General features: G+C 75.5%; 26 protein-coding genes and 1 riboswitch. Of the genes, 13 read left to right on the plus strand and 13 right to left on the minus strand.

All coding sequences use genetic code 11. The features are described 5' to 3' along the window. Positions 1–73 precede the first annotated feature (73 nt). Positions 74–1387: a CoA transferase gene (locus ACIQKA_RS23415; RefSeq protein ID WP_402542301.1), complete on the plus strand. Its 1314-nt coding sequence runs from the start codon at positions 74–76 to the stop codon at positions 1385–1387. On the opposite strand, the gene ACIQKA_RS23420 is transcribed toward ACIQKA_RS23415, so the two are convergent. The 3 genes from ACIQKA_RS23420 to ACIQKA_RS23430 all read right to left on the minus strand — a co-directional run bounded on the left by ACIQKA_RS23420 (position 1384) and on the right by ACIQKA_RS23430 (position 3985). Continuing rightward, positions 1384–2058 (minus strand): lysoplasmalogenase, encoded by a 675-nt coding sequence (locus tag ACIQKA_RS23420; protein ID WP_402542302.1) that lies wholly within the window; start codon positions 2056–2058, stop codon positions 1384–1386. The genes ACIQKA_RS23415 and ACIQKA_RS23420 overlap by 4 nt on opposite strands. Next, the gene (locus tag ACIQKA_RS23425) at positions 2055–3065 is read right to left on the minus strand and encodes a sterol desaturase family protein (RefSeq protein WP_402542303.1); all 1011 of its coding nucleotides are present in this window, start codon (positions 3063–3065) and stop codon (positions 2055–2057) included. The genes ACIQKA_RS23420 and ACIQKA_RS23425 overlap by 4 nt, the downstream gene beginning before the upstream one ends. Before the next feature lie 182 nt (positions 3066–3247). Next, a complete protein-coding gene (locus ACIQKA_RS23430; RefSeq protein WP_383441600.1) occupies positions 3248–3985 on the minus strand; it encodes a VIT family protein in 738 nt (245 codons plus the stop codon). A gap of 116 nt (positions 3986–4101) precedes the next feature. Between ACIQKA_RS23430 and ACIQKA_RS23435 the strand changes: the two genes are divergently transcribed. From ACIQKA_RS23435 to ACIQKA_RS23455, 5 genes are all read left to right on the plus strand, one after another. After that, positions 4102–5079 (plus strand): DEDDh family exonuclease, encoded by a 978-nt coding sequence (locus ACIQKA_RS23435; protein WP_383148882.1) that lies wholly within the window; start codon positions 4102–4104, stop codon positions 5077–5079. 64 nt (positions 5080–5143) lie between these two features. Further along, complete coding sequence (locus ACIQKA_RS23440) at positions 5144–5377, plus strand: hypothetical protein (protein WP_078489738.1); 234 nt, start codon at positions 5144–5146, stop codon at positions 5375–5377. 94 nt (positions 5378–5471) lie between these two features. Beyond that, the gene (locus ACIQKA_RS23445; protein ID WP_402542304.1) at positions 5472–6278 is read left to right on the plus strand and encodes an SURF1 family protein; all 807 of its coding nucleotides are present in this window, start codon (positions 5472–5474) and stop codon (positions 6276–6278) included. Positions 6279–6311: 33 nt separating this feature from the next. Then, complete coding sequence (locus tag ACIQKA_RS23450) at positions 6312–8102, plus strand: glycoside hydrolase family 15 protein (RefSeq protein WP_383148884.1); 1791 nt, start codon at positions 6312–6314, stop codon at positions 8100–8102. A gap of 4 nt (positions 8103–8106) precedes the next feature. Then, entirely contained in the window at positions 8107–8862 is a 756-nt protein-coding gene (locus ACIQKA_RS23455) for an SDR family oxidoreductase (protein ID WP_383432493.1), read from the plus strand. A 29-nt stretch (positions 8863–8891) separates the two neighbouring features. On the opposite strand, the gene amaP is transcribed toward ACIQKA_RS23455, so the two are convergent. From amaP to ACIQKA_RS23480, 5 genes are all read right to left on the minus strand, one after another. Beyond that, positions 8892–9479, minus strand: a complete 588-nt coding sequence (gene amaP / locus ACIQKA_RS23460; protein WP_391096742.1) for an alkaline shock response membrane anchor protein AmaP — start codon at positions 9477–9479, stop codon at positions 8892–8894. Between the two features lie 166 nt (positions 9480–9645). Then, positions 9646–10266, minus strand: coding sequence for a DUF6286 domain-containing protein (locus ACIQKA_RS23465; protein ID WP_391096741.1), 621 nt, complete (start codon positions 10264–10266; stop codon positions 9646–9648). Beyond that, complete coding sequence (locus tag ACIQKA_RS23470; protein ID WP_383148890.1) at positions 10263–10643, minus strand: Asp23/Gls24 family envelope stress response protein; 381 nt, start codon at positions 10641–10643, stop codon at positions 10263–10265. Before ACIQKA_RS23470 ends, ACIQKA_RS23465 begins: the two co-directional genes overlap by 4 nt. Before the next feature lie 6 nt (positions 10644–10649). Then, positions 10650–10841, minus strand: a complete 192-nt coding sequence (locus ACIQKA_RS23475) for a hypothetical protein (protein WP_391096740.1) — start codon at positions 10839–10841, stop codon at positions 10650–10652. A gap of 62 nt (positions 10842–10903) precedes the next feature. Beyond that, the gene (locus tag ACIQKA_RS23480; protein WP_383148892.1) at positions 10904–11389 is read right to left on the minus strand and encodes an Asp23/Gls24 family envelope stress response protein; all 486 of its coding nucleotides are present in this window, start codon (positions 11387–11389) and stop codon (positions 10904–10906) included. Between the two features lie 93 nt (positions 11390–11482). Between ACIQKA_RS23480 and ACIQKA_RS23485 the strand changes: the two genes are divergently transcribed. Further along, a complete protein-coding gene (locus tag ACIQKA_RS23485; protein WP_391096739.1) occupies positions 11483–12157 on the plus strand; it encodes a hypothetical protein in 675 nt (224 codons plus the stop codon). 33 nt (positions 12158–12190) lie between these two features. Here ACIQKA_RS23485 and ACIQKA_RS23490 read toward each other — a convergent pair whose 3' ends face one another. The 3 genes from ACIQKA_RS23490 to ACIQKA_RS23500 form a co-directional block, all read right to left on the minus strand. Beyond that, complete coding sequence (locus ACIQKA_RS23490; protein ID WP_402542307.1) at positions 12191–12991, minus strand: enoyl-CoA hydratase/isomerase family protein; 801 nt, start codon at positions 12989–12991, stop codon at positions 12191–12193. Positions 12992–13120: 129 nt separating this feature from the next. Continuing rightward, entirely contained in the window at positions 13121–13342 is a 222-nt protein-coding gene (locus ACIQKA_RS23495; protein ID WP_006123601.1) for a helix-turn-helix domain-containing protein, read from the minus strand. Between the two features lie 384 nt (positions 13343–13726). Continuing rightward, a complete protein-coding gene (locus ACIQKA_RS23500; RefSeq protein ID WP_383148897.1) occupies positions 13727–15325 on the minus strand; it encodes an ABC-F family ATP-binding cassette domain-containing protein in 1599 nt (532 codons plus the stop codon). A 299-nt stretch (positions 15326–15624) separates the two neighbouring features. Here ACIQKA_RS23500 and ACIQKA_RS23505 point away from each other — a divergent pair, with 299 nt between their 5' ends. Beyond that, a complete protein-coding gene (locus ACIQKA_RS23505) occupies positions 15625–16515 on the plus strand; it encodes a neutral zinc metallopeptidase (protein ID WP_383432499.1) in 891 nt (296 codons plus the stop codon). A gap of 59 nt (positions 16516–16574) precedes the next feature. Further along, positions 16575–16985: a VOC family protein gene (locus ACIQKA_RS23510; RefSeq protein ID WP_402542308.1), complete on the plus strand. Its 411-nt coding sequence runs from the start codon at positions 16575–16577 to the stop codon at positions 16983–16985. Positions 16986–17022: 37 nt separating this feature from the next. Here the strand turns inward: ACIQKA_RS23510 and ACIQKA_RS23515 are convergent, their stop codons facing one another. Both ACIQKA_RS23515 and ACIQKA_RS23520 read right to left on the minus strand, forming a co-directional pair. Further along, positions 17023–18483, minus strand: a complete 1461-nt coding sequence (locus ACIQKA_RS23515) for a hypothetical protein (RefSeq protein ID WP_402542309.1) — start codon at positions 18481–18483, stop codon at positions 17023–17025. 393 nt (positions 18484–18876) lie between these two features. Then, positions 18877–20004 (minus strand): alpha/beta hydrolase, encoded by a 1128-nt coding sequence (locus ACIQKA_RS23520; protein WP_390106179.1) that lies wholly within the window; start codon positions 20002–20004, stop codon positions 18877–18879. Between the two features lie 382 nt (positions 20005–20386). Here ACIQKA_RS23520 and ACIQKA_RS23525 point away from each other — a divergent pair, with 382 nt between their 5' ends. The 4 genes from ACIQKA_RS23525 (at position 20387) to ACIQKA_RS23540 (ending at position 24901) form a co-directional block, all read left to right on the plus strand. Continuing rightward, positions 20387–21661 carry an anion permease gene (locus tag ACIQKA_RS23525; RefSeq protein ID WP_383148906.1) on the plus strand — a complete coding sequence of 425 codons (1275 nt, stop codon included), beginning with the start codon at positions 20387–20389 and terminating at the stop codon, positions 21659–21661. 12 nt (positions 21662–21673) lie between these two features. Further along, positions 21674–21895: a hypothetical protein gene (locus ACIQKA_RS23530; protein ID WP_402542310.1), complete on the plus strand. Its 222-nt coding sequence runs from the start codon at positions 21674–21676 to the stop codon at positions 21893–21895. A 315-nt stretch (positions 21896–22210) separates the two neighbouring features. After that, positions 22211–22342: riboswitch (cobalamin riboswitch) on the plus strand. Between the two features lie 34 nt (positions 22343–22376). After that, a complete protein-coding gene (locus ACIQKA_RS23535) occupies positions 22377–23348 on the plus strand; it encodes a cobalamin biosynthesis protein (protein ID WP_383441586.1) in 972 nt (323 codons plus the stop codon). Next, a complete protein-coding gene (locus ACIQKA_RS23540; protein ID WP_402542311.1) occupies positions 23345–24901 on the plus strand; it encodes a cobyric acid synthase in 1557 nt (518 codons plus the stop codon). The genes ACIQKA_RS23535 and ACIQKA_RS23540 overlap by 4 nt, the downstream gene beginning before the upstream one ends. Positions 24902–24968 lie beyond the last annotated feature (67 nt).

The raw sequence follows: 24968 nt of genomic DNA on the forward strand, positions 1-24968 counted from the left end.
GGGCCCCTTCGCGTGGGCCGGTGCCACGGGGCCCGTCCGGCGGACCGGGGCCGGGTGGGCCATAGTGCGGTCCATGGACGACGACACGGTGCGCGGCGGTACGGAGTCCCTGTGGGCGGCCCTCGGCGGTGATCCCGCCCTGGTCGGCCGGGCGGTGTTCACGGGGCCCTCGGGACTGCTGCCGGCCCGGCTGCCGGTGATGGACCTGGCGCGGGCGACGGTCGCGGTGGCGGGGCTCGCGGCGGTCGAGCGGGCGGGGCTCCCGGGGCCGGTGCGGGTGGACGACGGGGCCGTGGCCACCGCCTTCACCAGCGAGCGGCACCTGCGGGTCGACGGGCGGGCGCCGGTGAACTTCGCGCCGCTCTCCCGGTTCTGGCGGGCGGCGGACGGGCGGGTCCGCACCCACGCCAACTATCCGCACCACCGGGCGGCGCTGCTGGCCGCCCTCGGCGTGCCCTCCGGGTCGTCGGAGGACGCGACGGCGGAGGCCGTGGCGGCGGCGATCGGGGAGCGGACGGCCGCCGGGGTCGAGGCGGCGGTGTACGGGGCCGGGGGCCTGGCCGTCGCCCTGCGGACGCCCGGGGAGTGGGCGGCGCACCCGCAGGGCCGGGAGGTGGCGGCCCGTCCGCCGCTGACCCGGGAGCGGCTCGACGACGCCCCGCCCCGGCGGCGTTCGGGGCCGCCTCGGGTCCTGGACCTGACCCGGGTGCTCGCGGGGCCCGTGGCGACCCGGACCCTCGCGCTGCTGGGCGCGGACGTGCTGCGGATCGACCCGCCGGGCAACCCGGAGCTGCCCGACCAGCACGCGGACACGAACGTCGGGAAGCGGACGGCCGCCCTCGACCTGGACCGGCCCTCGGACCGGCGCGCCTTCGACGAACTCCTCGACGCGGCCGACGTGCTGGTGACCGGCTACCGGCCGGGCGCGCTCGACCGCTTCGGCCTGCACCGGCCGGGGCTCGTCACGGCCCGGATCTCGGCCTGGGGCGACTACGGGCCGTGGGGCGGGCGGCGCGGCTTCGACTCGCTGGTGCAGGCGGCGACCGGGATCGCCGTCCTGGAGGGCTCGGCGGAGGAGCCGGGCGCGCTGCCCGCGCAGGCCCTGGACCACGGCACCGGCTATCTGCTCGCGGCGGCGGTCCTGCGGTCGCTGACCGAGCAGGACCGGGACGGCGGCACCCGGCTGGTCCGCGTCGCCCTCGCGCAGACGGGCCACTGGCTGACGCACGCCCTGCCCGCGTACGGACCCGAGCGGTACCTCACGGAGTCGGACGGCCCGCTCGGACGGCTGCGGCACGCCCGGTCGCCGGTCGCGTACGAGGGCGGCCCGACGGGCTGGTCACGGCCGCCGGGGCTGCCGGGGGCGGACGGGGCGGTGTGGCTCTAGGGGGTGTCTCGTCCCTCGCCCGGGGAGCGGAGCGCTCCGGTCGTCAGGAGGTACTGCGCCGCGAGGTAGGTCAGCATGACCCAGAAGTCGGGAGCCGGCGGCCGGGGCCACGCGGCGACGCCGGTGGCGATGAGGGTGTCGGAGAGCAGGAAGAGCGCGCCGCCGAGGCCGGCGAGGAGCCCGAGGGAGCTCGCCCGGTGGGCCATGGCGGTGAGCAGCAGCGAGTATCCGGCGACCGGGATCCGCAGCTCGGCGGGCAGGTCGGACCAGAGGAGCGCGACGGTTCCGGCGAGGGCCGCCGCGTACAGGGCGCCGAGCGCCGGGGAGGCGCGGCGTCGGCCGAAGAGCGCCAGGTAGCAGACGTGTCCGACGGCGAAGGAGCCCATGCCCGCGAGGAAGGCCCCGTCGGCGTCGGAGAGCAGGAGGACGTCGCCGGCCCAGCCGGACAGGAGCGCGGCGACCAGGAGCTTCGGGGCCTTCCGGGTGGCGGCGTACGCGGCGAGCAGGGGCATCAGGAGCGGCTTGGCGATCTGGTGGCCGGGCTCGGCCCCGGCGAGCAGGGAGACCAGGTCGACGGCGGCCGCGAGCCCGAAGGCGGCGAGCAGCGCGCGGGAGACGGGGGTCGCGCGCACGGCGGGCGGCGCGGCGGGCGGGGCCGTGGACGCGCTCACGCGGCGGACTCCGCGGCGGGGGCGGCCGCGACGGGGCCGGGGACGGCGGGACCGACTGCCGCGGGGACGGCGGTGCCGGGGACGGCCGTGGCGGGACCGGCCGCGGTGGGGACGGGCGTGGTGGGGACGGGCGTGGCGAGGACGGGCGCGGTGGGGACGGGCTTTCGCTCCGGGGGTGGTGCGGGCTGCCAGCCGGGGCCGCGGAAGAGCCGGCCGGCCCGCTCGCGCCAGCCACGCGCGGCCCGCAGGTCGCGGGCGATGGCGGCGTACTCGTGGGTGGCGACCCGGAGCGGGTTGTACGTCTCGATGTTCTTGGTGAGGCCGTAGACGGGCCGCTCGGTCTCGCCGGCCCAGGAGCCGAACGCCCGGTCCCAGACGATGAGGACCCCGCCGAAGTTCCGGTCCAGGTAGCCGCCCTGGGAGGCGTGGTGGACGCGGTGGTGCGAGGGGGTGTTGAAGAGGTGCTCGAAGGGGCGCGGCAGCCTGCCGACGCGCTCGGTGTGGATCCAGAACTGGTAGACGAGGTTGACCGAGGAGCAGAGGGCGAGGGCCGCCGGGTGCACGCCGAGGGCGATCATCGGCAGGTAGAACGGCCAGGAGGTCGCGCCGGTCCACGGCTGGCGCAGGGCGGTGGTGAGGTTGAACCTGCGGCTGCTGTGGTGGACGACGTGGCAGGCCCAGAGGAGGCGGATCACGTGGTGCCCGCGGTGCTGCCAGTAGTAGAGGAAGTCCTGGACGAGCAGCATCAGCGGGACCGTCCACCAGAGGACGGGCACGCGGAGCGGGGTCAGCTCGTACACGGCGGTGTAGAGCGCCACCACGGGGATCTTCCACAGCGCGTCGAAGGCCAGGCTCCCCAGGCCCATGCCGACGCTGGTGGCGGCGTCCTTGGCCTCGTACCCGGCGGCGTCCTCGTCGGGGTGGAGCCGGTGGCCGACCATCTCCAGGACGGTGAGCAGGACGAACGCCGGTATGGACCAGAGCACGACGTCGGGCGGGTTCGGCATGCCGTCGACGGTAGGGGCGGGGGGCGGGGCGCGGCTAGACGTCGTTACCGACAAGTATGCGAGACGGGGCGTCAGCGGGCTTCGGCGCCTTCCGACAAGACGGCCGCCGCCGGACGGGGGCGCCGCCGCGGTCTCCGAGCCCGGACGGACCAGGCGCGTCTCCCGACCCCGTCCCGTCCCCCTCACACCCCCGCCGCCCCCAGCAACGACCCCGCCCCGTACGTCACCGCCATCGCCAGGGCGCCGCCCGCCACGTTGCGGAGGACCGCGCGGGTCGGTGGGGCGGCGCCGAGGCGGGCGCTGGACCAGCCGGTGAGGGCGAGGGCCGCGAGGACCGAGAGGACGGTGACCCAGAGGCGGGCCGGGGGCGGCGGCAGGACGATCGCGAGGAGCGGGAGCAGGGCCCCGGCCGTGAAGGCGAGGAAGCTGGCGCCGGCCGCGTGCCAGGGGTTGGTGAGGGCGTCCGGGTCGATGCCCAGCTCCACGCGCGCGTGGGCGCGCAGGGCGTCGCGGGCGGTGAGCTGTTCGGCGGCCTCCCGGGCGACGTCCGGGGAGAGGCCGCGGGCGGCCAGGAGGGCGGCGAGCTCGTCCAGTTCGGCCGCCGGCCGCTCGCGCAGTTCGCGCCGCTCCTGGGCGAGCGCGGCCTTCTCCGAGTCGCGCTGGGTGGAGACCGAGACGTACTCCCCCGCCGCCATCGACATCGAGCCGGCGAGGAGCCCGGAGAGGCCGGCCGTGAGCAGCGCGGACCCGGACCCGGTGGCCCCGGCGACGCCGACGACGAGGCCCGCCGTGGAGACCACGCCGTCGTTGGCGCCGAGGACCGCGGCCCGGAGCCAGTTGAGGCGGGAGCCGAGGCCGCCGTGGGCCTCGTCGTGCGCGGCGGGCGCGGCGGACGCGGGAGGGGCGGGGGGTTCGGTCACGTGAGGAGGGTCGCACCCGGCGGGGCGCCGCCCCCGGAACGACCCGCCCGGCCGGGCGGGGACCGGTCCGCCGGGAGCACCGGGGAGGGGATTGTCGGCCGCGGCCCGTATCCTCAATGACCATGCTCGACGACCGCACGACCGCAGCAGCGTGGCCGACCGCCTACCCGCAGGGGTACGCGGTCGTCGACGTGGAGACCACCGGCCTCGCCCGCGACGACCGGATCGTGTCCGCCGCCGTCTACCGGCTGGACGCCCAGGGGAACGTCGAGGACCACTGGTACACCCTCGTCAACCCCGAGCGCGACCCCGGGCCGGTGTGGATCCACGGGCTGACCAGCGACGCCCTGGAGGGCGCGCCGCTCTTCCCGGAGATCGCGGCGGAGTTCGCGGCCCGGCTCGACGGACGGGTGCTCGTCGCGCACAACGCGATCTTCGACTGGCAGATGATCGCCCGGGAGTACGCGCGCGCGGAGTCCGCCGCGCCCGTGCGGCAGCGCCTGTGCACGATCGCGCTCTCCAAGCAGCTGTCGCTGCCGCTGCCCAACCACAAGCTGGAGTCGCTCGCCGCGCACTTCGGCGTCGAGCAGCGGCAGGCGCACAACGCGCTGGACGACGCGCGGGTGCTCGCCGAGGCGTTCCGGCCGAGCCTGCACGCGGCGGCCGAGCGGGGCGTGCGGCTGCCGCTCCTGGAGTGCCGGCCGCTGACCGAGTGGACCGCGTCCCCGGCCGCGCCCGCGGCCTCCTCGCCGTACCCGGCCCACCGGGCGAACAGCTGGCGGCCCTCGCGGAAGCGGCCGGCCTGCCCGTATCCCAATCCCGGCCGGTACGAGACCGACAAGCCGCTCAGGCAGGGGATGCGGGTGGCGTTCTCCGGGGACACCTCCGTCGACCGGGAGCTCCTGGAGGACCGCACCGTCGAGGCCGGTCTCCACGTCGCCGGCAGCGTCTCCCGGCTGACGAGCCTGCTCGTCACCAACGACCCGGACTCCGCCACCTCCAAGACCCTCAGGGCCCGGACCTTCGGCACGCCCGTCGTCGACGAGGCCGCCTACACCCAGCTCCTGCGGGACGTGGCCCCGGCAGACGGGTGACGTCCCCGGGGCCTCCGGGCGCGCCGGTCGGCGCGCGCCCGCGGGGAGCCCCACCCTGTGGCGCATGGCACGTTGTGAGGTCTGCGGAAACGACTACGGCATGTCCTTCGAGGTGCACGCGCAGGGCGCGGTGCACGTCTTCGACTGCTTCGCCTGCGCCATCCACCGCATGGCGCCCATCTGCGAGCACTGCCGGGTCCAGATCATCGGCCAGGGCGTCGAGGTGGAGGGCAGCTGGTACTGCGGCGGCCACTGCGCCCGCGCGGAGGGGAAGGTGGGCATCGTCGACAAGGTGTGAGCATCCGGACCGAAGAAACGATTCCGGACGGCGGTTCCCGAACCCGCCGAACCCCCCTGCGCGCACCCCGTGACCCCCGCTGTACGGTCATGGGGTGTACCGCTTCCTGTTGTCCCGGCAGTGGGTGATCCTCACCCTGATCGCCCTCGTCCTCGTCCCGACGATGATCGAGCTGGGCTTCTGGCAGTTCCACCGGCACGAGCGCCGGGTCGCCCAGAACGCCCTGATCGAGGACAGCATCAGCGCGCGGCCGGTGCCCGTCGAGGAGCTCACCTCCCCCGGCCACACCGTCCCGCGGACCGACTACTGGCGGCCGGTCACCGCCACCGGCACCTTCGACACCGCCCACGAGGTGGTCGTCCGCCGCCGCACCTCCTCCGACGACCGGATCGGCGTGCACGTCCTGACCCCGCTGGTCCTGCGGGACGGGAAGGTCCTGATCGTCAACCGGGGCTGGGTGCCGGCCGCCGCCGACCAGCACTCCTACCCCCAGGTGCCGCCCGTCCCGAAGGGCGAGGTCACGATCTCCGGGCGCCTCAAGGCGGACGAGACGACCGACGCCAGCGGCATCAAGGACCTCAAGGGCCTGCCCGACCGCCAGGTCATGCTGATCGACAGCCGGCAGCAGGCCGAGCTCATCGGCCGCGAGGTCCTCGGCGGCTACGTCGAGCAGACCGCCCCCGCCGTCGACTCCCCCGAGCGGATCCCCGAGCCCGACCACGACTCGATCGGCGCCCACATGGCGTACGCCGTGCAGTGGTGGCTCTTCGCGGCCGGCGTGCCCGTCGGCTGGGTGATCCTGGTGCGCCGGGAGAAGCGCGACCGGGAGGCCGCCGCCTCCGGGGCCGCCGGGGCGCCGGAACCGGACACCGCGGAGACCCCGGCCACACCGTCGCGCTGATTGACCGCCGCCGCTTCCGGGAAAAGCCCGAGCGTGACGCAACACATCGACGACTACGCCCTCATCGGCGATCTCCAGACCGCCGCGCTCGTCGGCCGCGACGGATCGGTCGACTGGCTGTGTCTGCCCCGGTTCGACTCGGCCGCCTGCTTCGCCGCCGTCCTCGGCGACGAGGAGAACGGACACTGGCGGATCGCCCCCAAGGGCGCCACGACCTGCACCTCCCGCCGCTACGCCGAGGACTCCCTCGTCCTGGAGACCTACTGGGAGACCCGCACCGGCACCGTCAAGGTCGTCGACTTCATGCCGCAGCGGGACGCCTACCCCGACGTGATGCGGATCGTCGAGGGGGTCAGCGGCAGCGTCGAGATGAGCGCCGTCCTGCGGCTGCGCTTCGACTACGGCTCGATCGTGCCCTGGATGCGCAGGTCGGACGGGCACCGGGTGGCGGTCGCCGGTCCGGACGCGGTCTGGCTGCGCAGCGAGCCGCACGTGAAGACCTGGGGCCAGCAGTTCTCGACCTGCTCCTCGTTCACCGTCGCCGCCGGCGAGAAGGTGGCCTTCGTGCTGACCTGGCACCCCTCGCACGAGCCGCGCCCGGACCTGATCGACCCCTTCGAGGCCCTGGAGCAGTCGCTCGCGGACTGGCGGGAGTGGGCGGCCCGCTGCACCTACCGGGGGCCCCACCGGGAGGCGGTGCTGCGCTCCCTGATCACCCTGAAGGCGCTCACGTACGCCCCCACCGGCGGGATCGTCGCCGCCCCGACCACCTCCCTGCCGGAGGAGGTCGGCGGCGTGCGGAACTGGGACTACCGCTCGTGCTGGCTGCGCGACTCCTCCCTGACCCTCGGGGCGCTGCTCGCCGCCGGGTACGTGGAGGAGGCCGCCGCCTGGCGGGACTGGCTGCTGCGCTCGGTCGCGGGCGACCCGGCCGACCTCCAGATCATGTACGGCCCGGCCGGGGAGCGGCGGCTGCCGGAGACGACCCTGCCGTGGCTGCGGGGGTACGCCGACTCGGCGCCGGTGCGGACCGGGAACGCGGCCGTGGACCAGTTCCAGCTCGACGTGTACGGCGAGGTCATGGACTCGCTCAACCGGGCGCGGGAGGCCGGGATCCCGGCGGAGCGGCACGCCTGGAACCTCCAGCTGAGCCTGCTGGGCTTCCTGGAGGCGGTCTGGCGGGAGCCGGACGAGGGGCTGTGGGAGGTGCGCGGGCCGCGCCGCCACTTCACCCACTCGAAGGTGATGGCCTGGGTGGCGGCCGACCGGGCCGTGCGCACCCTGGAGGCCGATCCGTCGCTGCCGGGGGACGCGGCCCGGTGGCGGGCCATGCGGGACGACATCCACGCGCAGGTCTGCGACAAGGCGTACGACCCCGTGCGGAACACCTTCACCCAGTCCTACGGCTCGCGGGAGCTGGACGCCGCCACCCTGCTCATCCCGCAGGTGGGCTTCCTGCCGCCGGAGGACCCCCGGGTGGTGGGCACGGTGGACGCGGTCATGGCGGAGCTGATGCACGACGGCTACGTGCGCCGCTACAGCGCCGACTCGACGGCGGTGGACGGCCTGCCGGGGCAGGAGGGGACCTTCCTGGTCTGCTCGTTCTGGCTGGCGGACGCCCTGCGGACGACCGGGCGGCCCCAGGAGGCCCGGGTGCTCTTCGAGCGGCTCGTCGCGCTCGGCAACGACGTGGGGCTGCTGGCGGAGGAGTACGACCCGGCGACCGGCCGCCAGCTCGGCAACTTCCCGCAGGCCTTCAGCCACATCGGTCTGGTGGGCACGGCGTTCGCGCTGGCAGCGGACGATCCCGACCCGGCAGGATAGGGCCATGGATCTTGGACTGAAGGACCGTGTGTACGTGGTGACCGGCGCGACGCGGGGGCTGGGCCGGGCCTCGGCCGAGGCGCTGCTCGCGGAGGGCGCCAAGGTGCTGGTGACCGGGCGCGAGGAGAGGACGGTCGCCGAGGCCGTGGAGGCGCTGGGGCCGGGCGCGGCCGGGATCGCGGCCGACAACACCGACCCGGGGACCCCGGCCCGGCTGATCGCGGAGGCGCGGTCCCGGTTCGGCGGCTTCGACGGCATCCTGATCAGCGTCGGCGGCCCGGCGCCCGGCTTCGCGGCGGACAACACCGACGAGGAGTGGGCCGCCGCCTTCGACACCGTCTTCCTGGGGGCGGTGCGGCTGGCCCGCGCGGCGGCCGAGACGCTGGGCGAGGGCGGGGTGATCGGCTTCGTCCTGTCCGGTTCGGTCCACGAGCCGATCGCCGGCCTGACCCTCTCCAACGGGCTGCGCCCGGGGCTGGCGGGCTTCGCCAAGTCCCTGGCCAACGACCTGGGGCCGCGCGGGGTGCGGGTGATCGGGCTCCTGCCGAGCCGGATCGACACGGACCGGGTGCGCTCCCTGGACGCGCTCTCCGGGGACGCGGACGCGGCCCGCGCGGCGAACGAGGCGACGATCCCGCTGCGCCGGTACGGCACGCCGGAGGAGTTCGGGCGGACGGCGGCCTTCCTGCTGTCGCCGGCCGCCTCGTACCTGACCGGTCTGATGCTGCCGGTGGACGGCGGGGCCCGCGGCGGTTTCTGAGCCGCCCTCCCGGGGGAGCGCCGTCCCCGTCAGGTGACCCGGCGGGCGCGGTGCTTCGCCGCGCGCAGCCGCGCCTCGGCGGGCAGCGCGGGCAGGCCGGTCGAGGCGCGGGCGTTGGCGAGGGCCTGGGAGCCGAGGGTGGCGAGGGCGTCGGCCGGGGCCGCGTACGGCTCCAGCCGGAGCTTCACGCGGGCGCGGGGGGCGGTGCGGCGGCCGGTGAGGGAGACCCGGGCCCGTTCCACGCCGTCCTGGGAGGCGGCGTCGGCCTCCAGGACGCCCTCCAGGGCCCGGCCGCGCAGGACCGCCTCGTCGCCGTCGCCGCTGTCGACGGCGACCTCGGCGAGCCGGGCCCGCCGGAACTGGGCGATCAGCCACCACAGGGCGAGCAGGACGATCACGCCGAGGACGGCGATGACCACCGGCCACCACCAGCCCTCGTCCCGCCAGCGCTGCCGGTCGGCGGTGGTGAGCAGGACGTCGGAGGGGCCCGACCAGGGCCACCAGGACGGTACGGAGAGGCCGGCCGCGGCGGCGAGGACGGAGCCGCCGAGGACGACGAGGACGAGCCCGGCCAGGCCGAGCAGGACGCGGTTGACGCGGCGGAGGACGACGGTCACCTGCGGGCTCCTTCCCGGGGCGCCGGGGTCTTCGTACGGGATGTCTTCGCGTGCGGCGCCCCGGTGCGGGGTGCCGCCGTGCGGGGTGCCTTCTCGCGGAGGGCCCGCGGGCGGGAGGCCTCCCCGCCGGGTTTCGGGGTCTTCGCGCGGGACGTCATCGGCCCGGTCACCCCTTCCGGGGCGGCCGGGCCACCCGTACCTTCGGCGCGGGCGGGCGGGCGAGGGCGAGTTCGTCGACGCCGGTGGCGACGGCCCGCTCCAGGTCGGCGCGGACCTCGTCGAGGTCCCGGAAGTGCGAGACCGCCCGCACGGCCGCCCTGGAGCGGCGGACGCGCACCTTCGCGGACTGCACCCCGGAGACCTCCATGGCGCGGTCCCGCAGGATGAGGGCCGCGGCCTTGCGGTCGAGTCCGGCCCGTACGTCGGGGTGGTCCCGGCGCATGGGGAGGACGGAGCGCAGCCCGGGGGTGAGGGCCAGGAACAGGAGCCAGAGGCCGAGGAGCGCCGCGAGGGACGCGCCGGCCATGACCCAGGTGGAGTCGAGGGGCCGGGTCGCGAGGCCGTCGGCCGCCTCCTTCCGCCAGGCCATGGCGGAGTGGTCGGCCCGTACGGCCGCCACGTCGTAGAGGAGCAGCCCGGCGCCGCCGAGGACGACGGCGGCGAGCAGGGCCGCGGGAACGCGGCGCGCCGCCCAGAAGCGGCGGGCGGGGGCCGCGGGGGTGGTGTCGGGCTTCTCCTTCTCCTCCTCCGGTGCGGGGGAGGCGGCCGGTGCCGGGGTGGTGGTCATGAGAGGCGGCCCCTCGGCGTGTCGTCTCGGGTGAGGGCGGAGTGGAGCCGTTCCACGTCGACGGTCACCTCGTGGACTTCCAGGCCCACGAGGTGTTCCACCCGGCTGCGGACCCGGCTCCGGACGGCGCGGCACTGGCGGCCGACGTCGGAGGGGTAGTCGAGTTCGAGGCTCACCGCGACCCGGGCGGCGTCCCGGTGGACGACGACCGAGGCGTGGGGTTTCGAGCCTCCCTCCGGGACGCGTCCGAGCGCCTCCCGGGCCGCCTGGGCGGCGATCTTCGCGACGACCCGGTCGGCGATGTCGGTCGCTCCCCGGTCACGCACCGGGTCGTGTGCCGCGTCCGCCGCCGGGGCCGCTGCAAGGTCCGTCGCCACCCCCCGTCACCGCCGCCGGTCGCCGCGCTCGCGTCCCCGGAACAGGTCGCCGGGTTCGAGGTCGCCGTCGGCGAAGCGGCCGACCACGAAGCCGACCGCCCCGAGGGCCGCGACCAGTACGAACGCTCCGAAGCCGCCGAAGTATCCGGCGAATCCGAGAGCCATGCCGGCCAACAGGCCGACCACCGCCATGTTCATTCCGAGTCCCTTTCCTGGCCCTGTCCGCCGGTCGTCCGGTCTGTGCGGGGATCGACGGGCGCTTACTGGAGGCGGCGCTGGTCGTCGTCGCCGTCGTCGTCGTCCTCGTCGTCGGGCAGCTTCACGTCGCTGACCGCGATGTTGACCTCGACGACCTCGAGACCGGTCATCCGCTCCACGGCGTTGACGACGTTCTCCCGGACGTTGCCCGCGACGTCGGAGATCGGATAGCCGTACTCGACGACGATCTCCAGGTCGAGGGCGGTCTGCACCTCGCCGACCTCGGCTTTCACCCCGCGGGTGACGTTCGACTTGCCGCTGCCCCCGGGGACCCGGTCGCGCACGGCGCCGAAGGTGCGGGAGAGGCCGCTGCCCATGTCGTGGACGCCGTCGACGTCACGTGCGGCGAGTCCGGCGATCTTCTCGACCACGCCGTCGGCGATGGTCGTCTTGCCGCGGGTGGCCGCGGCGCCGCCGCCCCGCTTGGTCACGGAGGCGCGGCGCGCCTCGTCCGTGCCGGAGTCTCCGGTGTGGGTGGTGTCCGTCATCAGGTTTCGCCCCTTCTGGGATATTTCGGGGTTCCTCGCTCACATTAAGGCCGGTTGCCCCGTTCCGCTCCGCCGATGCGGCAGTCTGGGGGAATGACGACGGCTGAGGGTTGGACGGCGGCGGTCCGGAACCGCCTGGCCCCGGGCAGACTGCTGCCCCTGGGCACGGCGGAGGACGGCGCCTGGATCGCGGAACGGGCGGCGCGGCAGGTCCTCGACGGGGCCGCCGCGGGAGTGCGGGGAGTGGTGCCGGGCCTGATCCGGGTCGGGCCCGATCCGGACGGGGAGCCGGGCCCGGAGCCGTTTCCGGCGCCGCCGGGCGCTCTGCCGCCGGGCCCGCTGCGGATCGCGGCGGAGTTCGGGGCGGTGGCGGGCCGGCCGCTGCCGGAGGTGTCCGAGGAGTTGCGGGCGGCCCTGCTCCGGGCGGCGGCGGACGACGTCGGGCTTTCGGTGACGGCCGCGGACCTGCGGGTGACGGAGCTGCTCGACGCGGCGCCGGAGGAGGGGCCGGACGCTCCCCCGCCGGGGCGGTCCTCCCCGGCGACGGACGATCCGGTGGCCCTGGCGGTGCTGCGGGTCGAGGGGGTGGCCGGGGTGACGGACGCGCTGGGGCCGCCCGTGCGCCGGAGCGGCGACGCGCTGCGGGTCGAGCTGGCCGTGACGGCCGGCCGGCGTCCGCTGGACGTGGCCCGTGCCGCCCGGAGCGCCGCGACCGCGGCCGCCGGTGGGGCGACCGCGGTCACGGTGCTGGTGTCGGAGCTGCGCTGAGGGGACCCTGCGGCGCCGGAGGGCCGTCCGGGGTCAGTCGCCGAGGCCCGCGAGGTCGCGCAGGCGGCGGCCCTGGGCGGCGCGCTCGGCGACGCGCTGCTCCTCGTAGGAGCGGCCGGAGACGCCCTGGAGGAGCGCCTTGGTCTCGTTGACGGCGTCGCGGGGCGCCGCGAGCAGGGCGGCGGCGAGGTCCCGTACGGCCGCGTCGAGCTGGTCGGCGGGCACGGCGAGGTTGGCGAGGCCGGTGCGCTCGGCCTCCTCGGCGTGCACGAAGCGTCCGGTGACGCAGATCTCCAGGGCGCGGGCGTAGCCCACGAGGGAGACGAGGGGGTGCGTTCCGGTGAGGTCGGGGACGAGACCCAGGCTGGTCTCGCGCATGGCGAACTGCACGTCCTCGGCGACGACCCGCAGGTCGCAGGCGAGGGCGAGCTGGAAGCCCGCGCCGATGGCGTGCCCCTGGACGGCCGCGATCGACACGAGGTCGCCACGGCGCCACCAGGTGAACGCCTCCTGGTACTCGGCGATGACGGCGTCGAGGTCCTCGTCGGACCCCCGCGCCATGTCGAGGAAGGAGGGCTCGCCGTCGAAGCCCTCGGGCGTGAACGCCTGCCGGTCGAGTCCGGCGGAGAAGGACTTGCCCTCGCCGCGCAGGACCACGACCCGCACGCTGCCCGGCAACGACCGCCCGGCTTCCGTCAACGCCCGCCACAGAGCGGGAGACTGGGCGTTGCGCTTCGCCGGATTGGTCAAGGTCACCGTGGCAACGGCGTCCTCGACGGTGAGCCGTACACCGTCCTTGTCGAATACGAGCTCAGAGTCGTCGAACGTGGTCATGGGGCGCCTCCGGTTCCGGTGCAGCACTGCATCAAATGCTAAGTGACTGCACAGTAACCACCCGGTCGGCCGTGGGGCCGACCGGGTGGCCACCGGGAGACCCGGTGGCCCGGTCGGGCCGCCCCCGTGTCAGGCCGAGGCCGCCTTCTTGCCCCGGGTCGCCCCGCCGCGTCCGCGCAGCGTGACTCCGGACTCGCTGAGCATCCGGTGGACGAATCCGTAGGAGCGGCCGGTTTCCTCGGCCAGCGCCCGGATGCTCGCACCGGAGTCGTACTTCTTCTTCAGGTCTGCCGCGAGCTTGTCGCGCGCGGCGCCGGTCACCCGGCTGCCCTTCTTCAGAGTCTCGGCCACCCGTGCCTCCTCATGGGAAGTGCGCTCTGGACTTCTCATGATCACCCCTCCCGTCCGTCCTGGCCACCCATTCGACAAGGTCCGTGCCGCTTCGTTGGTGGACGAGTACCGCTTCGCCACGACCGGAACGTCTGATTCCGGTCTTGGGGGAAGGCGTCCCCGTACCGGACGGAACGGGAAGCACCAGGTCAGCGGGGGGTCGCGGACAGACGTGCGGCGCGGGTCCGCCGGAAGGATTCAGCAGGGCACCGCGCCGACGGGTACGAGACGCCCTCACTCAGATGAAGGATCACCCATGAGCCGAATGATCCAGCCCCGAGTGATCGTTTCGGGGCCGGGAGGGGTTCCCGGGGGCTTCCGCCGGGGTCCGCGGGCCCCGGCGGGTCAGGCCAGGGCCACCAGGTCCGCGTAGTCCGCGCCCCACAGGTCCTCGACGCCGTCCGGGAGCAGGATGATCCGCTCCGGGTCGAGCGCCTGCACGGCCCCCTCGTCGTGGGTGACGAGGACGACGGCGCCCTTGTACGTGCGCAGCGCGCCGAGGATCTCCTCGCGGCTGGCCGGGTCCAGGTTGTTGGTGGGCTCGTCGAGGAGCAGCACGTTCGCCGAGGAGACGACCAGGGTCGCCAGGGCGAGCCGGGTCTTCTCACCGCCGGAGAGCACCCCGGCCGGCTTGTCGACGTCGTCGCCGGAGAAGAGGAACGAGCCCAGCGTCTTGCGCACGTCGACGAGGTCGAGGTCGGGCGCGGCCGAGCGCATGTTCTCCAGGACGGTCCGGTCCGGGTCGAGCGTCTCGTGCTCCTGGGCGTAGTAGCCGAGCTTCAGGCCGTGGCCCGGGGTGACCTCGCCGGTGTCGGGCTGCTCGACCCCGCCGAGCAGGCGCAGCAGGGTCGTCTTGCCGGCGCCGTTGAGGCCCAGGATGACGACGCGCGAGCCCTTGTCGATGGCGAGGCTCACGTCGGTGAAGATCTCCAGGGAGCCGTACGACTTGGAGAGGCCCTCGGCCGTCAGCGGGGTCCTGCCGCAGGGCGCGGGCTCGGGGAAGCGCAGCTTGGCGACCTTGTCGGAGGCGCGCACCGCCTCCAGGCCGGAGAGCAGCCGCTCGGCGCGCTTGGCCATGTTCTGCGCGGCGACGGTCTTGGTGGCCTTGGCGCGCATCTTGTCGGCCTGCGAGTTGAGCGCGGCGGCCTTCTTCTCGGCGTTCTGGCGCTCGCGCTTGCGGCGCTTCTCGTCGGCCTCGCGCTGCTGCTGGTAGAGCTTCCAGCCCATGTTGTAGACGTCGATCACGGAGCGGTTGGCGTCCAGGTAGAAGACCTTGTTGACCACGGTCTCGACCAGGTCGACGTCGTGGGAGATCACGATGAAGCCGCCGCGGTAGGTCTTCAGGTAGTCGCGCAGCCAGATGATCGAGTCGGCGTCGAGGTGGTTGGTGGGCTCGTCGAGGAGGAGCGTGTCGGCGTCCGAGAAGAGGATCCGGGCGAGCTCGACGCGGCGGCGCTGACCGCCGGAGAGGGTGTGCAGCGGCTGGCCCATGACCCGGTCGGGCAGGCCGAGGGCGGCGGCGATGGTGGAGGCCTCGGCCTCGGCCGCGTAACCGCCCTTGGTGAGGAACTCGGTCTCCTGGCGCTCGTACTGGCGCAGGGCCTTGTCGCGGGTGGCGCCGCTGCCGGTGGCGATGCGCTCCTCGTTCGCCCGCATCTTCTTGAGGAGGGTGTCCAGGCCCCGGGCGGAGAGGATGCGGTCGCGGGCCAGGACGTCGAGGTCGCCGGTGCGCGGGTCCTGCGGGAGGTAGCCGACCTCGCCGGAGCGGGCGATGGTGCCGCCGGCGGGCTGGCCCTCGCCGGCCAGGCACTTGGTGAGGGTGGTCTTGCCCGCTCCGTTGCGGCCGACCAGGCCGATGCGGTCGCCCTTGGCGACGCGGAAGGAAGCGGACTCGATGAGGACGCGGGCGCCGGCGCGCAGCTCGATGCCGGAAGCGGTGATCACGGACAGACTCCAGGGCGGTGGGGATACGGCGGAAGGACGGGGTGGAGGGCTTCGACGCCGCTAATGCACGGGGAGAATGGCCATACGGCCAGTCTAACGGGCCCCTGCAAATGGTTTTCGGCCATACGGGGCGCGGACAGCCTCCGTCCGGGCCTCCCCTCCGCCCGCCGCTCCCGGCGGACCGCCTCCGTCCGCCGCTCCCACCGGCGCTTCGCAAAAGAAGCGCCGGGTACACGGGCGTCCGATACTCGGCGCAGGGCGGCGGTCACTGCCCGGCGGACAGCGGAGGATGGTGGACCGTGCAGTTCGACGACAACGCCGATCTGGACACTTCGGAGGTCAACGACTCCCGGGGCGGCCGGATCCCGGGCGGCGGGGCGACCATCGGCGGCGGGATCATCGGTCTCGTCGCGCTGGTCCTGGGGCTGTTCTTCGGGGTGGGCCCCGACCAGCTGGGGCTCTCGGACGGCGGCGACCAGCCGGCCGCGACCTCGTCCCCGGCGGCGCGGGTGGACCAGGTCTGCAAGAAGGGCTCGGACGCCAACACGCGCGACGACTGCCGGATCGTCGCCGTCGTCAACAGCGTGCAGGACTACTGGCGGAGCGAGTACGGGCGCCGGGGCGGGACCTATCGCACCGCCCCCACCGAGCTCTTCACCCAGCGGGTCGGGACCGCGTGCGGCACGGCGACCTCGGCGGTGGGGCCGTTCTACTGCCCCGGCGACCGGCAGGTCTATCTGGACCTGGGCTTCTTCGAGGAGCTGCGCACCAAGTTCGGGGCGAGCGGGGGGCCCTTCGCCCAGGCGTACGTGGTGGCGCACGAGTACGGCCACCACGTCCAGAACCTGATGGGGACCCTGGGCCGCGCCCAGGACGGCCGGACCGGCGCGGACTCCAACGCGGTGCGGGTCGAGCTCCAGGCCGACTGCTACGCGGGCGTGTGGGCGCGGCACGCGACGACCACGCCCGACGAGAAGACCGGCCGGCCGCTACTGACGAAGCTCACCGACCAGGACGTCCAGGACGGCCTGGACGCGGCGGCCGCGGTGGGCGACGACCGGATCCAGGAGAAGTTCCAGGGCCGGGTCACGCCGGAGAGCTGGACCCACGGCTCGGCGGCGCAGCGGCAGCAGTGGTTCCACGAGGGCTACAGGACCGGTGACATGGCCCGGTGCGACACCTTCCGCTGAGTTGTCGGTGGCGGCTGCGAGGCTGAGACCTGGATCACACGCGGCCGATCCGAGAGGACGTGACCGGGGTGACCGGGTCGCCCCCCATCCGTCCGACGCTGTCGTACGAGGACGCGAAGGCGGCGATCGAGCTCCTCACGGAGGGCCTCGGCTTCACCGCGGCCGGGGTGTACGAGGGCGAGGACGGGCGCGTCGCGCACGCCGAGCCGTCCTTCGGGAACGGCGTCGTGATGCTCGGCGGCAAGGGCACCGGGAGCGCGTTCGACCGGGCGATGGCGGGCGCCGGCCCCGCGGGCGTCTTCGTGCGCGTGGACGACGTGGACGAGCACCACGCGCGCGCGGTCGTCCACGGGGTGGAGGTCCCGGCGCCGCCCGCGGACCAGGAGCACGGCGCCCGGGACCACCTGGCCCGGGATGCCGAGGGCGACGTCTGGAGCTTCGGGACGCACGCCCCCGGCCCGGCGGAGTAGCCGGGCGCCGGGGGCCGTGCGCCCGTGGCGCCGCGCGTCACGCTCCCCCGGTGTGCACCTGGAAGGCGGCCCTGCGGACCGCCTTGGCCAGGGCCGGGTCCGGGTGGGCGGCGGCCAGGGCGACCAGGACCTGGACGGTACGGGGGTGGCCGACGGCCCTGATCTCGTCGAGGAGCGCGGGGACGGTGCCCTGCACGGCGGAGTCGAGGTGGCGGACGAGCAGCGCGCTCTCGCCGTGGTCGGCGACGGCCGCGGCGGTGTCCACCCAGAGCCAGGTGGCCTCCTCCCGGGTCAGCACCTCCTGGGCGTCGTCCGGGTCGGCGCCCTCGTACTCGGCGAGCCAGAGCAGCGCGTACGGGCGGAGCGAGGGCTCGGCGACGGTGGCCCGGACCTCGGCCTCGGCGGGGGCGCCGACGACCCGGAGCGCCTCGAAGGCGAGGCCGCGCAGCAGGGCGTCCTCGCCCCGGGCGACGGCGAGGAGTTCGGCCACGGCGCTGGAGAGGGTGCGGGCCGCGAGCCAGGCGCGGTACTCGTCGCGGGCCGGGCCGGGGGTGAGCCGGGCGCAGCCGCGGAGCATGTCCCCGGCGGACTGCTCGATGTTGCCCGCGGGGCTCTGCGCGGCGACGCAGATCTGCTCCAGCTTGACCCACACGGCCCAGTTGCCGAGCGGGGTCAGGGTGGCGTGGCGCTCGTCGGCGCCGGAGTCCAGGGTGAGCGCGCCGACGGCGGCCAGGCCCTCCAGGGCCCAGTCGAGGAGGGCGGGGAGCCCGTCGACGCCGCCCTCGGCGGCCGCCTCCGGGGCTTCCGGGGTCCGGTCGGAGGGTTCCGGGGTCCGGTCGGCGGCTTCCGGGGCCTGGTCGGGCGCGGGGACCTCGCAGCGCTCCCCGCGGAGCTCCTCGACCCGCTGGCCGAGGAGGTCGAGGAGGGCCGGGACGGAAACCGGGCCCTGGGAGAGCTGGAGCAGCGAGAGCACCTGCGGAAGGGCCTCGACGACCTCGGCGACGGCGCTCGGGGCGACGCCCTCGGGGGCCGGGTGCACCAGGGACCAGGCGTCGAAGAGGGCGACCCAGCCGCGGAGCACGGCGGAGTCGTCACGGTCCCAGGCGTGCAGCCGCCAGCCGGGGCGGGCGGTGTCGCCGTGGAGCTCGACGAGTCCGGCGAGCCGGGCGCGGTCCCAGCCGGCCCGGACCTGGCCGGGCGTCAGGTCGAGCGCGGCGGCGGCCCGTTCCTGCGGAGGGACGGCGCCGGGGCCGGTGCGGGGGGCCGTCCGGGCGCCGCCCTCGACGGCGGCCCAGCGGGCGATCCGCACGGCGTCGGCGAGGACGTGCCGGGCCTGGCGGGCGAGTTCCGCGCGGGGCGGAGTGCCCTCGGGCGGCCGCGGCGCCGGCCGGGTGCGCCGGGTCGTCACGGCCCGTCGGGCGGTGGCCAGCGACCGTGGGCGGACGAGTCGGAGTCTGGAGTTGCGCGCCAATGGTTCATCGGGCTTTCGAGACGTCACGGGAGCAGTCTTCCCGCTGACGGCCCGAAAGCCCAATCGGAACCGGGCGCGCCGTCGCGACGGGCTCCGCGAAGGGCCCGCGAAGACCGTACGGAGGCCTCGCGAAGGCTTCGGGAAGTCGGTGCGGAGACCCCCGGCCGAGCGCTTGCGGGCGGTGCGGGGAGGGCGCCGGGCGGGTGCCGGGGAAGCCATGGGCCGGCGCCGGGGAAGCCCCCGGGCCGCGGCGCCGGGCGGGGGCGCCCCGGGCCGGTGCGGGAGAGGCCTGTGCACAGCTCCGGGAAGCCCCGGCCGGCGCCGGGGAAGCCCTCGCGTCGCGGCGCCGGGCGGGGACGCCTCGGGCCGGTGCCGGGGAAGTCCCGGGCCGGTGGTGGGGGTGGCCCCGGGCAGGGCGGCTCAGAGCAGTGGGACGAGGAAGCGGCGCAGGGACTCCTCGTAGCGGACCGGGTCCGGGTTCCACATCGCCGCGTGCGGGGCGTCCCGGACGGTCCGGAGGCTGACCAGGTCGGGGCGGCGGGCGGCGAGTTCGGCGGAGGGCTCCCAGGGGGCGATCGCGTCCTCGGGGCCGTGGAAGAGGAGGACCGGGGCGCGCAGGGCGCCGGGGGCCGAGGCGAGCTGGAGGAGGTCGCCGTGCGGGCCGGTCCTGCCCCGGGCCGCGCGGACGGCGAGCGGCATCAGGAGCCCGGGGACGTGCCGGGCCGACGCCAGGTTGCGGAGGGTGACCTCCCAGTCCAGGACCGGGGAGTCGAGGACGAGGCCGCCGATCCGGTCGCGCACCCCCGACGCGGCGGCGGCGCGCAGGGCCATCGACGCCCCGGGGCCCCAGCCGTGCAGGACGACCTTCCGGGCGCCGCGGCGGACGGCGTAGCGGAGGGCGGCGTCGACGTCGCGCCACTCGGAGTCGCCGAGGTGGGCGAGGCCGTCCGGGGAGGGCGGCGCGCCCTCGTCGCCCCGGTAGGCGGGGACGAGGACCGGGATCCGGTGCCGGTGGTAGAAGGGGACGACGTTGAGCGGGTGCTCGCGGGTGGTGCCGAGGCCGTGCAGGGCGATCACCCAGGTGGTGCGCGGCGCGGGCACGAGCCAGGCGGGCAGGGGGCCGAGCTCGCCGGGGATCTCCACGTCCTCGTGGTCGAGCCCGAGGGCGCTCGCGGGCGTGCCCCGGTGGAGCCCGGGAGTGAGCCGGACGCGGGCGCCGGGCCCGGGGGCGCCGAGCTCGACCCGTTCCAGGCGCCGGACGACGGTGTCGGCGGTGTGCGGGGCCCGGTCGAGGACGGGGCCGAGGACGGCGTGCAGTCCGTGGCCCTCCATGCCGTACGTGCCGGGGCGCAGCGAGGCGAGGCTGCGGGTGAGGGTGATCCGGTCGGGGCCCGTGGCGTGCACGGTCAGTCTCGGATCGCCGGGCAGGGGGCGTACGGACGACGCCTTGAGGGCGAGGTCGCTGGCGTACCGGCCGGCCGCGACCGCGGCCGCGCCGGCACCGAACAGGGTGGTGACGGCCGCTGCCGTCGCTGTAGCCGGGCGCACGCCCCCAGTGTCCGCAGGACGGGACCGGGGTGCCACCGGAAGGTCCGGAGGGGTGTGTTCCGGGGCCCGGGGACCCGCCCCGGGAGAGTGACGCGGCTCTCCTCGGCGGGGTCCCCCGGTCGGGTGGTCCGGTCCGGGGAACGGAACGGGGCGGCGGGGGAGGAACCGGGGCGAGCCGCCGAGGCCCTGCGCGGGCCCGGATTACCCGGGGTCACGGGGTGACCGCATCGTGGACGGCACCTCCCGCGGACCCCTCCGGAGGGCCAAGCGGAATCTCTTGACACCGGTTAGGGACACCACGCCGCCCGACCCAGTTCATCTTCCGTTCACCCAGGTTGCTTACGTTCGACCAGCCACTGACGTCGAACGATTGCCTGGGTAAATGGAACACATCACGCTGCTGCTCGCCATTGTGGTCGTGACAGCTCTCGTGTTCGATTTCACGAACGGTTTCCACGACACCGCCAACGCGATGGCCACGACCATCTCGACCGGTGCGCTCAAGCCCAAGACGGCGGTGGCCATGTCCGCCGTGCTCAACCTCGTCGGCGCGTTCCTGTCCGTGGAGGTCGCCAAGACGATCTCCGGCGGGATCATCAACGAAGAGGGCATCCGCACGGAGGTGATCTTCGCCGCGCTGGTCGGCGCCATCCTGTGGAACCTGCTGACCTGGCTGCTCGGACTCCCGTCCAGCTCCTCCCACGCGCTCTTCGGCGGCCTCATCGGCGCCGCGGTCATGTCGGCCGGCTGGTCGGCCGTGAACGGCTCCACCATCGTCACCAAGGTCCTCATCCCGGCCGTCGCCGCGCCGCTCGTCGCGGGCCTCGCCGCGATGTTCGCGACCAAGCTGACGTACAGGATCAAGGCCGACCCCGGGGCGAAGGCCACGGCCAAGGGCTACCGGGCCGGTCAGATCGCCTCCGCCGGTCTCGTCTCCCTCGCCCACGGCACCAACGACGCCCAGAAGACGATGGGCATCATCACCCTCGCCCTGGTCACCCAGGGCGTCGTCGCCCCCGGCTCGAACCCGCCCCTCTGGGTCGTCGTCTCGGCCGGCGTCGCCATCGCGCTCGGCACCTACCTGGGCGGCTGGCGCATCATCCGCACCATGGGCAAGGGCCTCACCGACCTCCAGCCGCAGCAGGGCTTCGCCGCCCAGACCAGTGCCGCGACGGTCATCCTGGCCTCCTCGCACCTCGGCTTCTCCCTCTCCACCACCCAGTCCTGCTCGGGTGCCGTGATGGGCGCCGGCCTCGGCCGCAAGGGCGGCGTCGTCCGCTGGTCGACCGCGACCCGGATGTTCGTCGCCTGGGGCCTGACCCTGCCCGCCGCGGGCCTGGTCGGCGCCGGCGCCGAGTTCCTCACCAAGCAGGGCCCCTGGGGCATCGCCGCCGTCGCGGTCCTCCTCGTGACCGGCTCGGCCGTCATCTGGGCGCTCTCCCGCCGCAAGCCGGTCGACCACCACAACGTCACGGCCGACGACCTCGACGCCCCCGGCGCCGAGCCCGCGGGCGTGGTGACCACCGCCATCGCGGCCGTCACCCCGCCGCCGGCCGGCTCCGTGGCCGCCGTCACCGACGAGGACCTCAAGGCGACCATCCTCGCCCCGGCCCCCACCGACCCGACCGCTCCCCCGGCCCCGGCCGCGAAGGTCTAAGGAAAGAACCACATGAAGATCGACTGGGCAGCCCTCGGCTCCGTCTTCGGCGTCAGCCTCGTGGCCACCGTCGCCCTGGTGGGCCTCTTCAGCCTCGGCATCGTCGGCCTCACCAAGCAGGAGGGGGCCGCGGCCCGGGGAGGCTCCGCCGCCCTGGCCCGCACCGGCGCCTACGCCTGCTTCGGGCTGTGCCTGGCCGCCGTGGCGTACGGCATCTACCTGATCGTCGTCTGACGGTCCCCGCTCCACCGGCCGGGGGGGGGGGGGGGGGGGGGGGGGGGGGGGCCGGCCCCCCGGGCGGGGGGGGGGGGGGGGCGGGGGGCGGGGGGCGGCGGGGGGGGGGGCGGGCCGGGCCTCGCGGGTCCAAGGGGTCTGCCCGAGGGGGGGGGGGGGGGGGGGGGGTCCGGTGGTGGGGGGTGGGGGGGGGGGGGCCCCCCCCCCCGGGGGGGGGGCCGCCCCCCGGGGGGGGCCCCCCCCCCCCGGCCCCTTTCCTGTGGTGCTCCGCACAGTGCGCCGCCGCAGGTCAAGGCTGGGTTGACGCCCGTTCTCGGGGCGTGGTGGACTGCCGAGGCCATTACGGCGGCAGCAGAGGAAGTCCGGTGCGAATCCGGCGCGGTCCCGCCACTGTGACCGGATCCGAGGGTCCGGGAGTCAGGAACTCTCGCCGCCGGTCACGTCGATCCAGGGCGCGGACCCTGAGTGAGGACATAGCGCCATGCCCGGCCGCAGCAGAGCCACCGGTGTCTTCGCGTACGGAGCGGCCGCGGGCCTCGCCGTCGACCTGCTCCTCGGCGACCCCCGCCGGGGCCACCCCGTCGCCGCGTTCGGCCGGGCCGCCGCCGCCGTCGAGCGGCGCCTCCACCACGACCACCGCGGCTGGGGCGCCCTGCACACCGCCGTCTGCGCCGGTTCCACCGCCGCCCTCGGCGCCCTCGCCGCCCGGGCCGTGCGGGACCGGCCGGCCGCCGCCGCCGCGCTGACCGCCGCCTCCGTGTGGGCCGTCGTCGGCGGGACGACCCTGGGCCGGGAGGCCCGCGCGATCGGCGGGGCGCTGGCCGCCGGGGACCTGGAGGTGGCCCGCGAACGGCTGCCCCACCTGTGCGGGCGCGACCCGCAGTCCCTGGACGGTCCCGCGATGGCCCGCGCGGTCGTCGAGTCGGTCGCCGAGAACACCTCGGACGCCGTGGTCGGCGCCCTGTTCTGGGGCGCGGTCGCGGGCGTGCCGGGGCTGGTCGGCTTCCGGGCGGTCAACACCCTGGACGCGATGGTCGGCCACAGGTCCGCCCGGTACCGCCGCTTCGGCTGGGCCTCGGCCCGCCTCGACGACCTGGCCGGCTGGCCGGGCGCGCGCCTGACGGCCGTGCTCGCCACCGCCGCCGGCGGGAACCCGCGCGGAGCCGTGCGGGCCTGGCGGGCGGACGCGCCGAAGCACCCGAGCCCCAACGCGGGCCCGGTCGAGGCCTCCTTCGCGGGCGCGTTGGGCGTACGGCTCGGGGGCACCCTCTCGTACGGCGGGCGCGTCGAGCACCGGCCGGTCCTGAACGGGGAGGGGCGGGCCGTCGAGGTGGCGGACATCGAACGGGCGGTGGCGCTCTCGCGCCGGGTGACCGCACTGACCCTGGCCGCCTGCGTGGGCGGCCGTCTGATCGCCGGCGCGGTGAAGCGCGGGAAGCGGAGGAGCGCATGAGGGGCGGGAGGGGCGGGGGCCTGCTGGTCGCCGGGACCACGTCCGACGCGGGCAAGAGCGTCGTGACGGCCGGGATCTGCCGGTGGCTGGTCCGCAAGGGCCTGAGGGTGGCGCCGTTCAAGGGGCAGAACATGTCCCTCAACTCCTTCGTCACGCGCGGGGGCGCCGAGATAGGCCGGGCCCAGGCCATGCAGGCGCAGGCCGCCCGGGTCGAGCCGACCGCGCTGATGAACCCGGTGCTGCTCAAGCCGGGCGGCGACCGCTCCAGCCAGGTCGTCCTGATGGGCAAGCCGGTGGGCGAGATGAGCGCCAAGGGGTTCTTCGGGGGGTCCGGGGGGTCGTCCCCCGGGAAGGCGCTGCACGGGGGCCGGCGGAAGGAGCTGTTCGAGCCGGTCATGGCGTGCCTGGAGGAGCTGCGGAGCACGCACGACGCGGTGATCTGCGAGGGCGCGGGCAGCCCGGCCGAGATCAACCTGCGGCGCACCGACATCGTGAACATGGGCGTGGCGCGGGCCGCGAAGCTGCCCGTGGTGGTGGTCGGGGACATCGACCGGGGCGGGGTCTTCGCCCAGTTCTTCGGCACGACGGCGCTGCTGTCGCCCGAGGACCAGTCGCTCGTCGCCGGGTACCTGGTGAACAAGTTCCGGGGCGACGTGGGCCTGCTCGAACCCGGGCTCGACATGCTGTACGGCCTGACGGGGCGCCGGACCTTCGGCGTCCTGCCGTACGCGCACGGGCTCGGCATCGACGAGGAGGACGGCCTGCGGGTCTCCCTGCGGGGCACCGTCCGGGAGTCGGTCGTGGCGCCGCCGCTCGGCGCGGACGTGCTGCGGGTCGCCGTCTGCGCCGTCCCCCTGATGTCCAACTTCACGGACGTGGACGCGCTGGCGGCCGAGCCGGGCGTGGTCGTCCGGTTCGTGGACCGGCCCGAGGAGCTGGTCGACGCGGACCTGGTGGTCGTGCCGGGCACGCGCGGCACGGTGAAGGCGCTCGCCTGGCTGCGGGAGCGCGGCCTCGCGGACGCCCTGGCCCGACGCGTGGCCGAGGGCCGCCCGGTGCTCGGCATCTGCGGCGGCTTCCAGGCCCTGGGCGAGCGGATCGAGGACGAGGTCGAGTCGAAGGCCGGTGTGGTCGACGGGCTCGGACTCCTTCCCGTACGGGTGCGGTTCGGGGTCGGGAAGATCCTGGCCCGGCCGGTCGGCGAGGCGCTCGGCGAGCGGGTCGAGGGGTACGAGATCCACCACGGCGTCGCGGACGTACGAGGGGGGGAGCCCTTCCTGGACGGGTGCCGGGTCGGCTCCGTGTGGGGCACCCACTGGCACGGCTCGCTGGAGAGCGACGGCTTCCGGCGGGCGTTCCTGCGGGAGGTCGCGGCGGCGGCCGGACGCCGGTTCGTCCCGGCCCCGGACACGTCGTTCGGCGCCCTGCGCGAGGAGCAGCTCGACCGGCTCGGCGACCTGATCGAGGAGCACGCGGACACGGACGCGCTGCTGCGGCTGATCGAGGAGGGCGCCCCGGCGGGGCTGCCGTTCGTGCCGCCCGGGGCGCCGTGAACGGGCCCGCCGCCGACGGCCGCGCGCCGTCGTCCGAACACCAGCGATTCGAAGGAGAGACCACCCG

Source organism: Streptomyces sp. NPDC092045 (assembly GCF_044756005.1).
In the GTDB taxonomy this organism is placed as follows: Bacteria; Actinomycetota; Actinomycetes; order Streptomycetales; family Streptomycetaceae; genus Streptomyces.

What these genes read in the sequence shown, in the direction of transcription:
- ACIQKA_RS23540 (WP_402542311.1), top strand. Translation starts at nt 23,345, where the DNA reads ATGAGGGGCGGGAGGGGCGGGGGCCTGCTGGTCGCCGGGACCACGTCC.
- ACIQKA_RS23435 (WP_383148882.1), top strand. Translation starts at nt 4,102, where the DNA reads ATGACCATGCTCGACGACCGCACGACCGCAGCAGCGTGGCCGACCGCC.
- ACIQKA_RS23480 (WP_383148892.1), bottom strand. Translation starts at nt 11,389, where the DNA reads ATGACGGACACCACCCACACCGGAGACTCCGGCACGGACGAGGCGCGC.
- ACIQKA_RS23455 (WP_383432493.1), top strand. Translation starts at nt 8,107, where the DNA reads ATGGATCTTGGACTGAAGGACCGTGTGTACGTGGTGACCGGCGCGACG.
- ACIQKA_RS23475 (WP_391096740.1), bottom strand. Translation starts at nt 10,841, where the DNA reads ATGAACATGGCGGTGGTCGGCCTGTTGGCCGGCATGGCTCTCGGATTC.
- ACIQKA_RS23425 (WP_402542303.1), bottom strand. Translation starts at nt 3,065, where the DNA reads ATGCCGAACCCGCCCGACGTCGTGCTCTGGTCCATACCGGCGTTCGTC.
- ACIQKA_RS23440 (WP_078489738.1), top strand. Translation starts at nt 5,144, where the DNA reads ATGGCACGTTGTGAGGTCTGCGGAAACGACTACGGCATGTCCTTCGAG.
- ACIQKA_RS23490 (WP_402542307.1), bottom strand. Translation starts at nt 12,991, where the DNA reads ATGACCACGTTCGACGACTCTGAGCTCGTATTCGACAAGGACGGTGTA.
- ACIQKA_RS23535 (WP_383441586.1), top strand. Translation starts at nt 22,377, where the DNA reads ATGCCCGGCCGCAGCAGAGCCACCGGTGTCTTCGCGTACGGAGCGGCC.
- ACIQKA_RS23415 (WP_402542301.1), top strand. Translation starts at nt 74, where the DNA reads ATGGACGACGACACGGTGCGCGGCGGTACGGAGTCCCTGTGGGCGGCC.
- ACIQKA_RS23485 (WP_391096739.1), top strand. Translation starts at nt 11,483, where the DNA reads ATGACGACGGCTGAGGGTTGGACGGCGGCGGTCCGGAACCGCCTGGCC.
- ACIQKA_RS23525 (WP_383148906.1), top strand. Translation starts at nt 20,387, where the DNA reads ATGGAACACATCACGCTGCTGCTCGCCATTGTGGTCGTGACAGCTCTC.
- ACIQKA_RS23465 (WP_391096741.1), bottom strand. Translation starts at nt 10,266, where the DNA reads ATGACCACCACCCCGGCACCGGCCGCCTCCCCCGCACCGGAGGAGGAG.
- ACIQKA_RS23530 (WP_402542310.1), top strand. Translation starts at nt 21,674, where the DNA reads ATGAAGATCGACTGGGCAGCCCTCGGCTCCGTCTTCGGCGTCAGCCTC.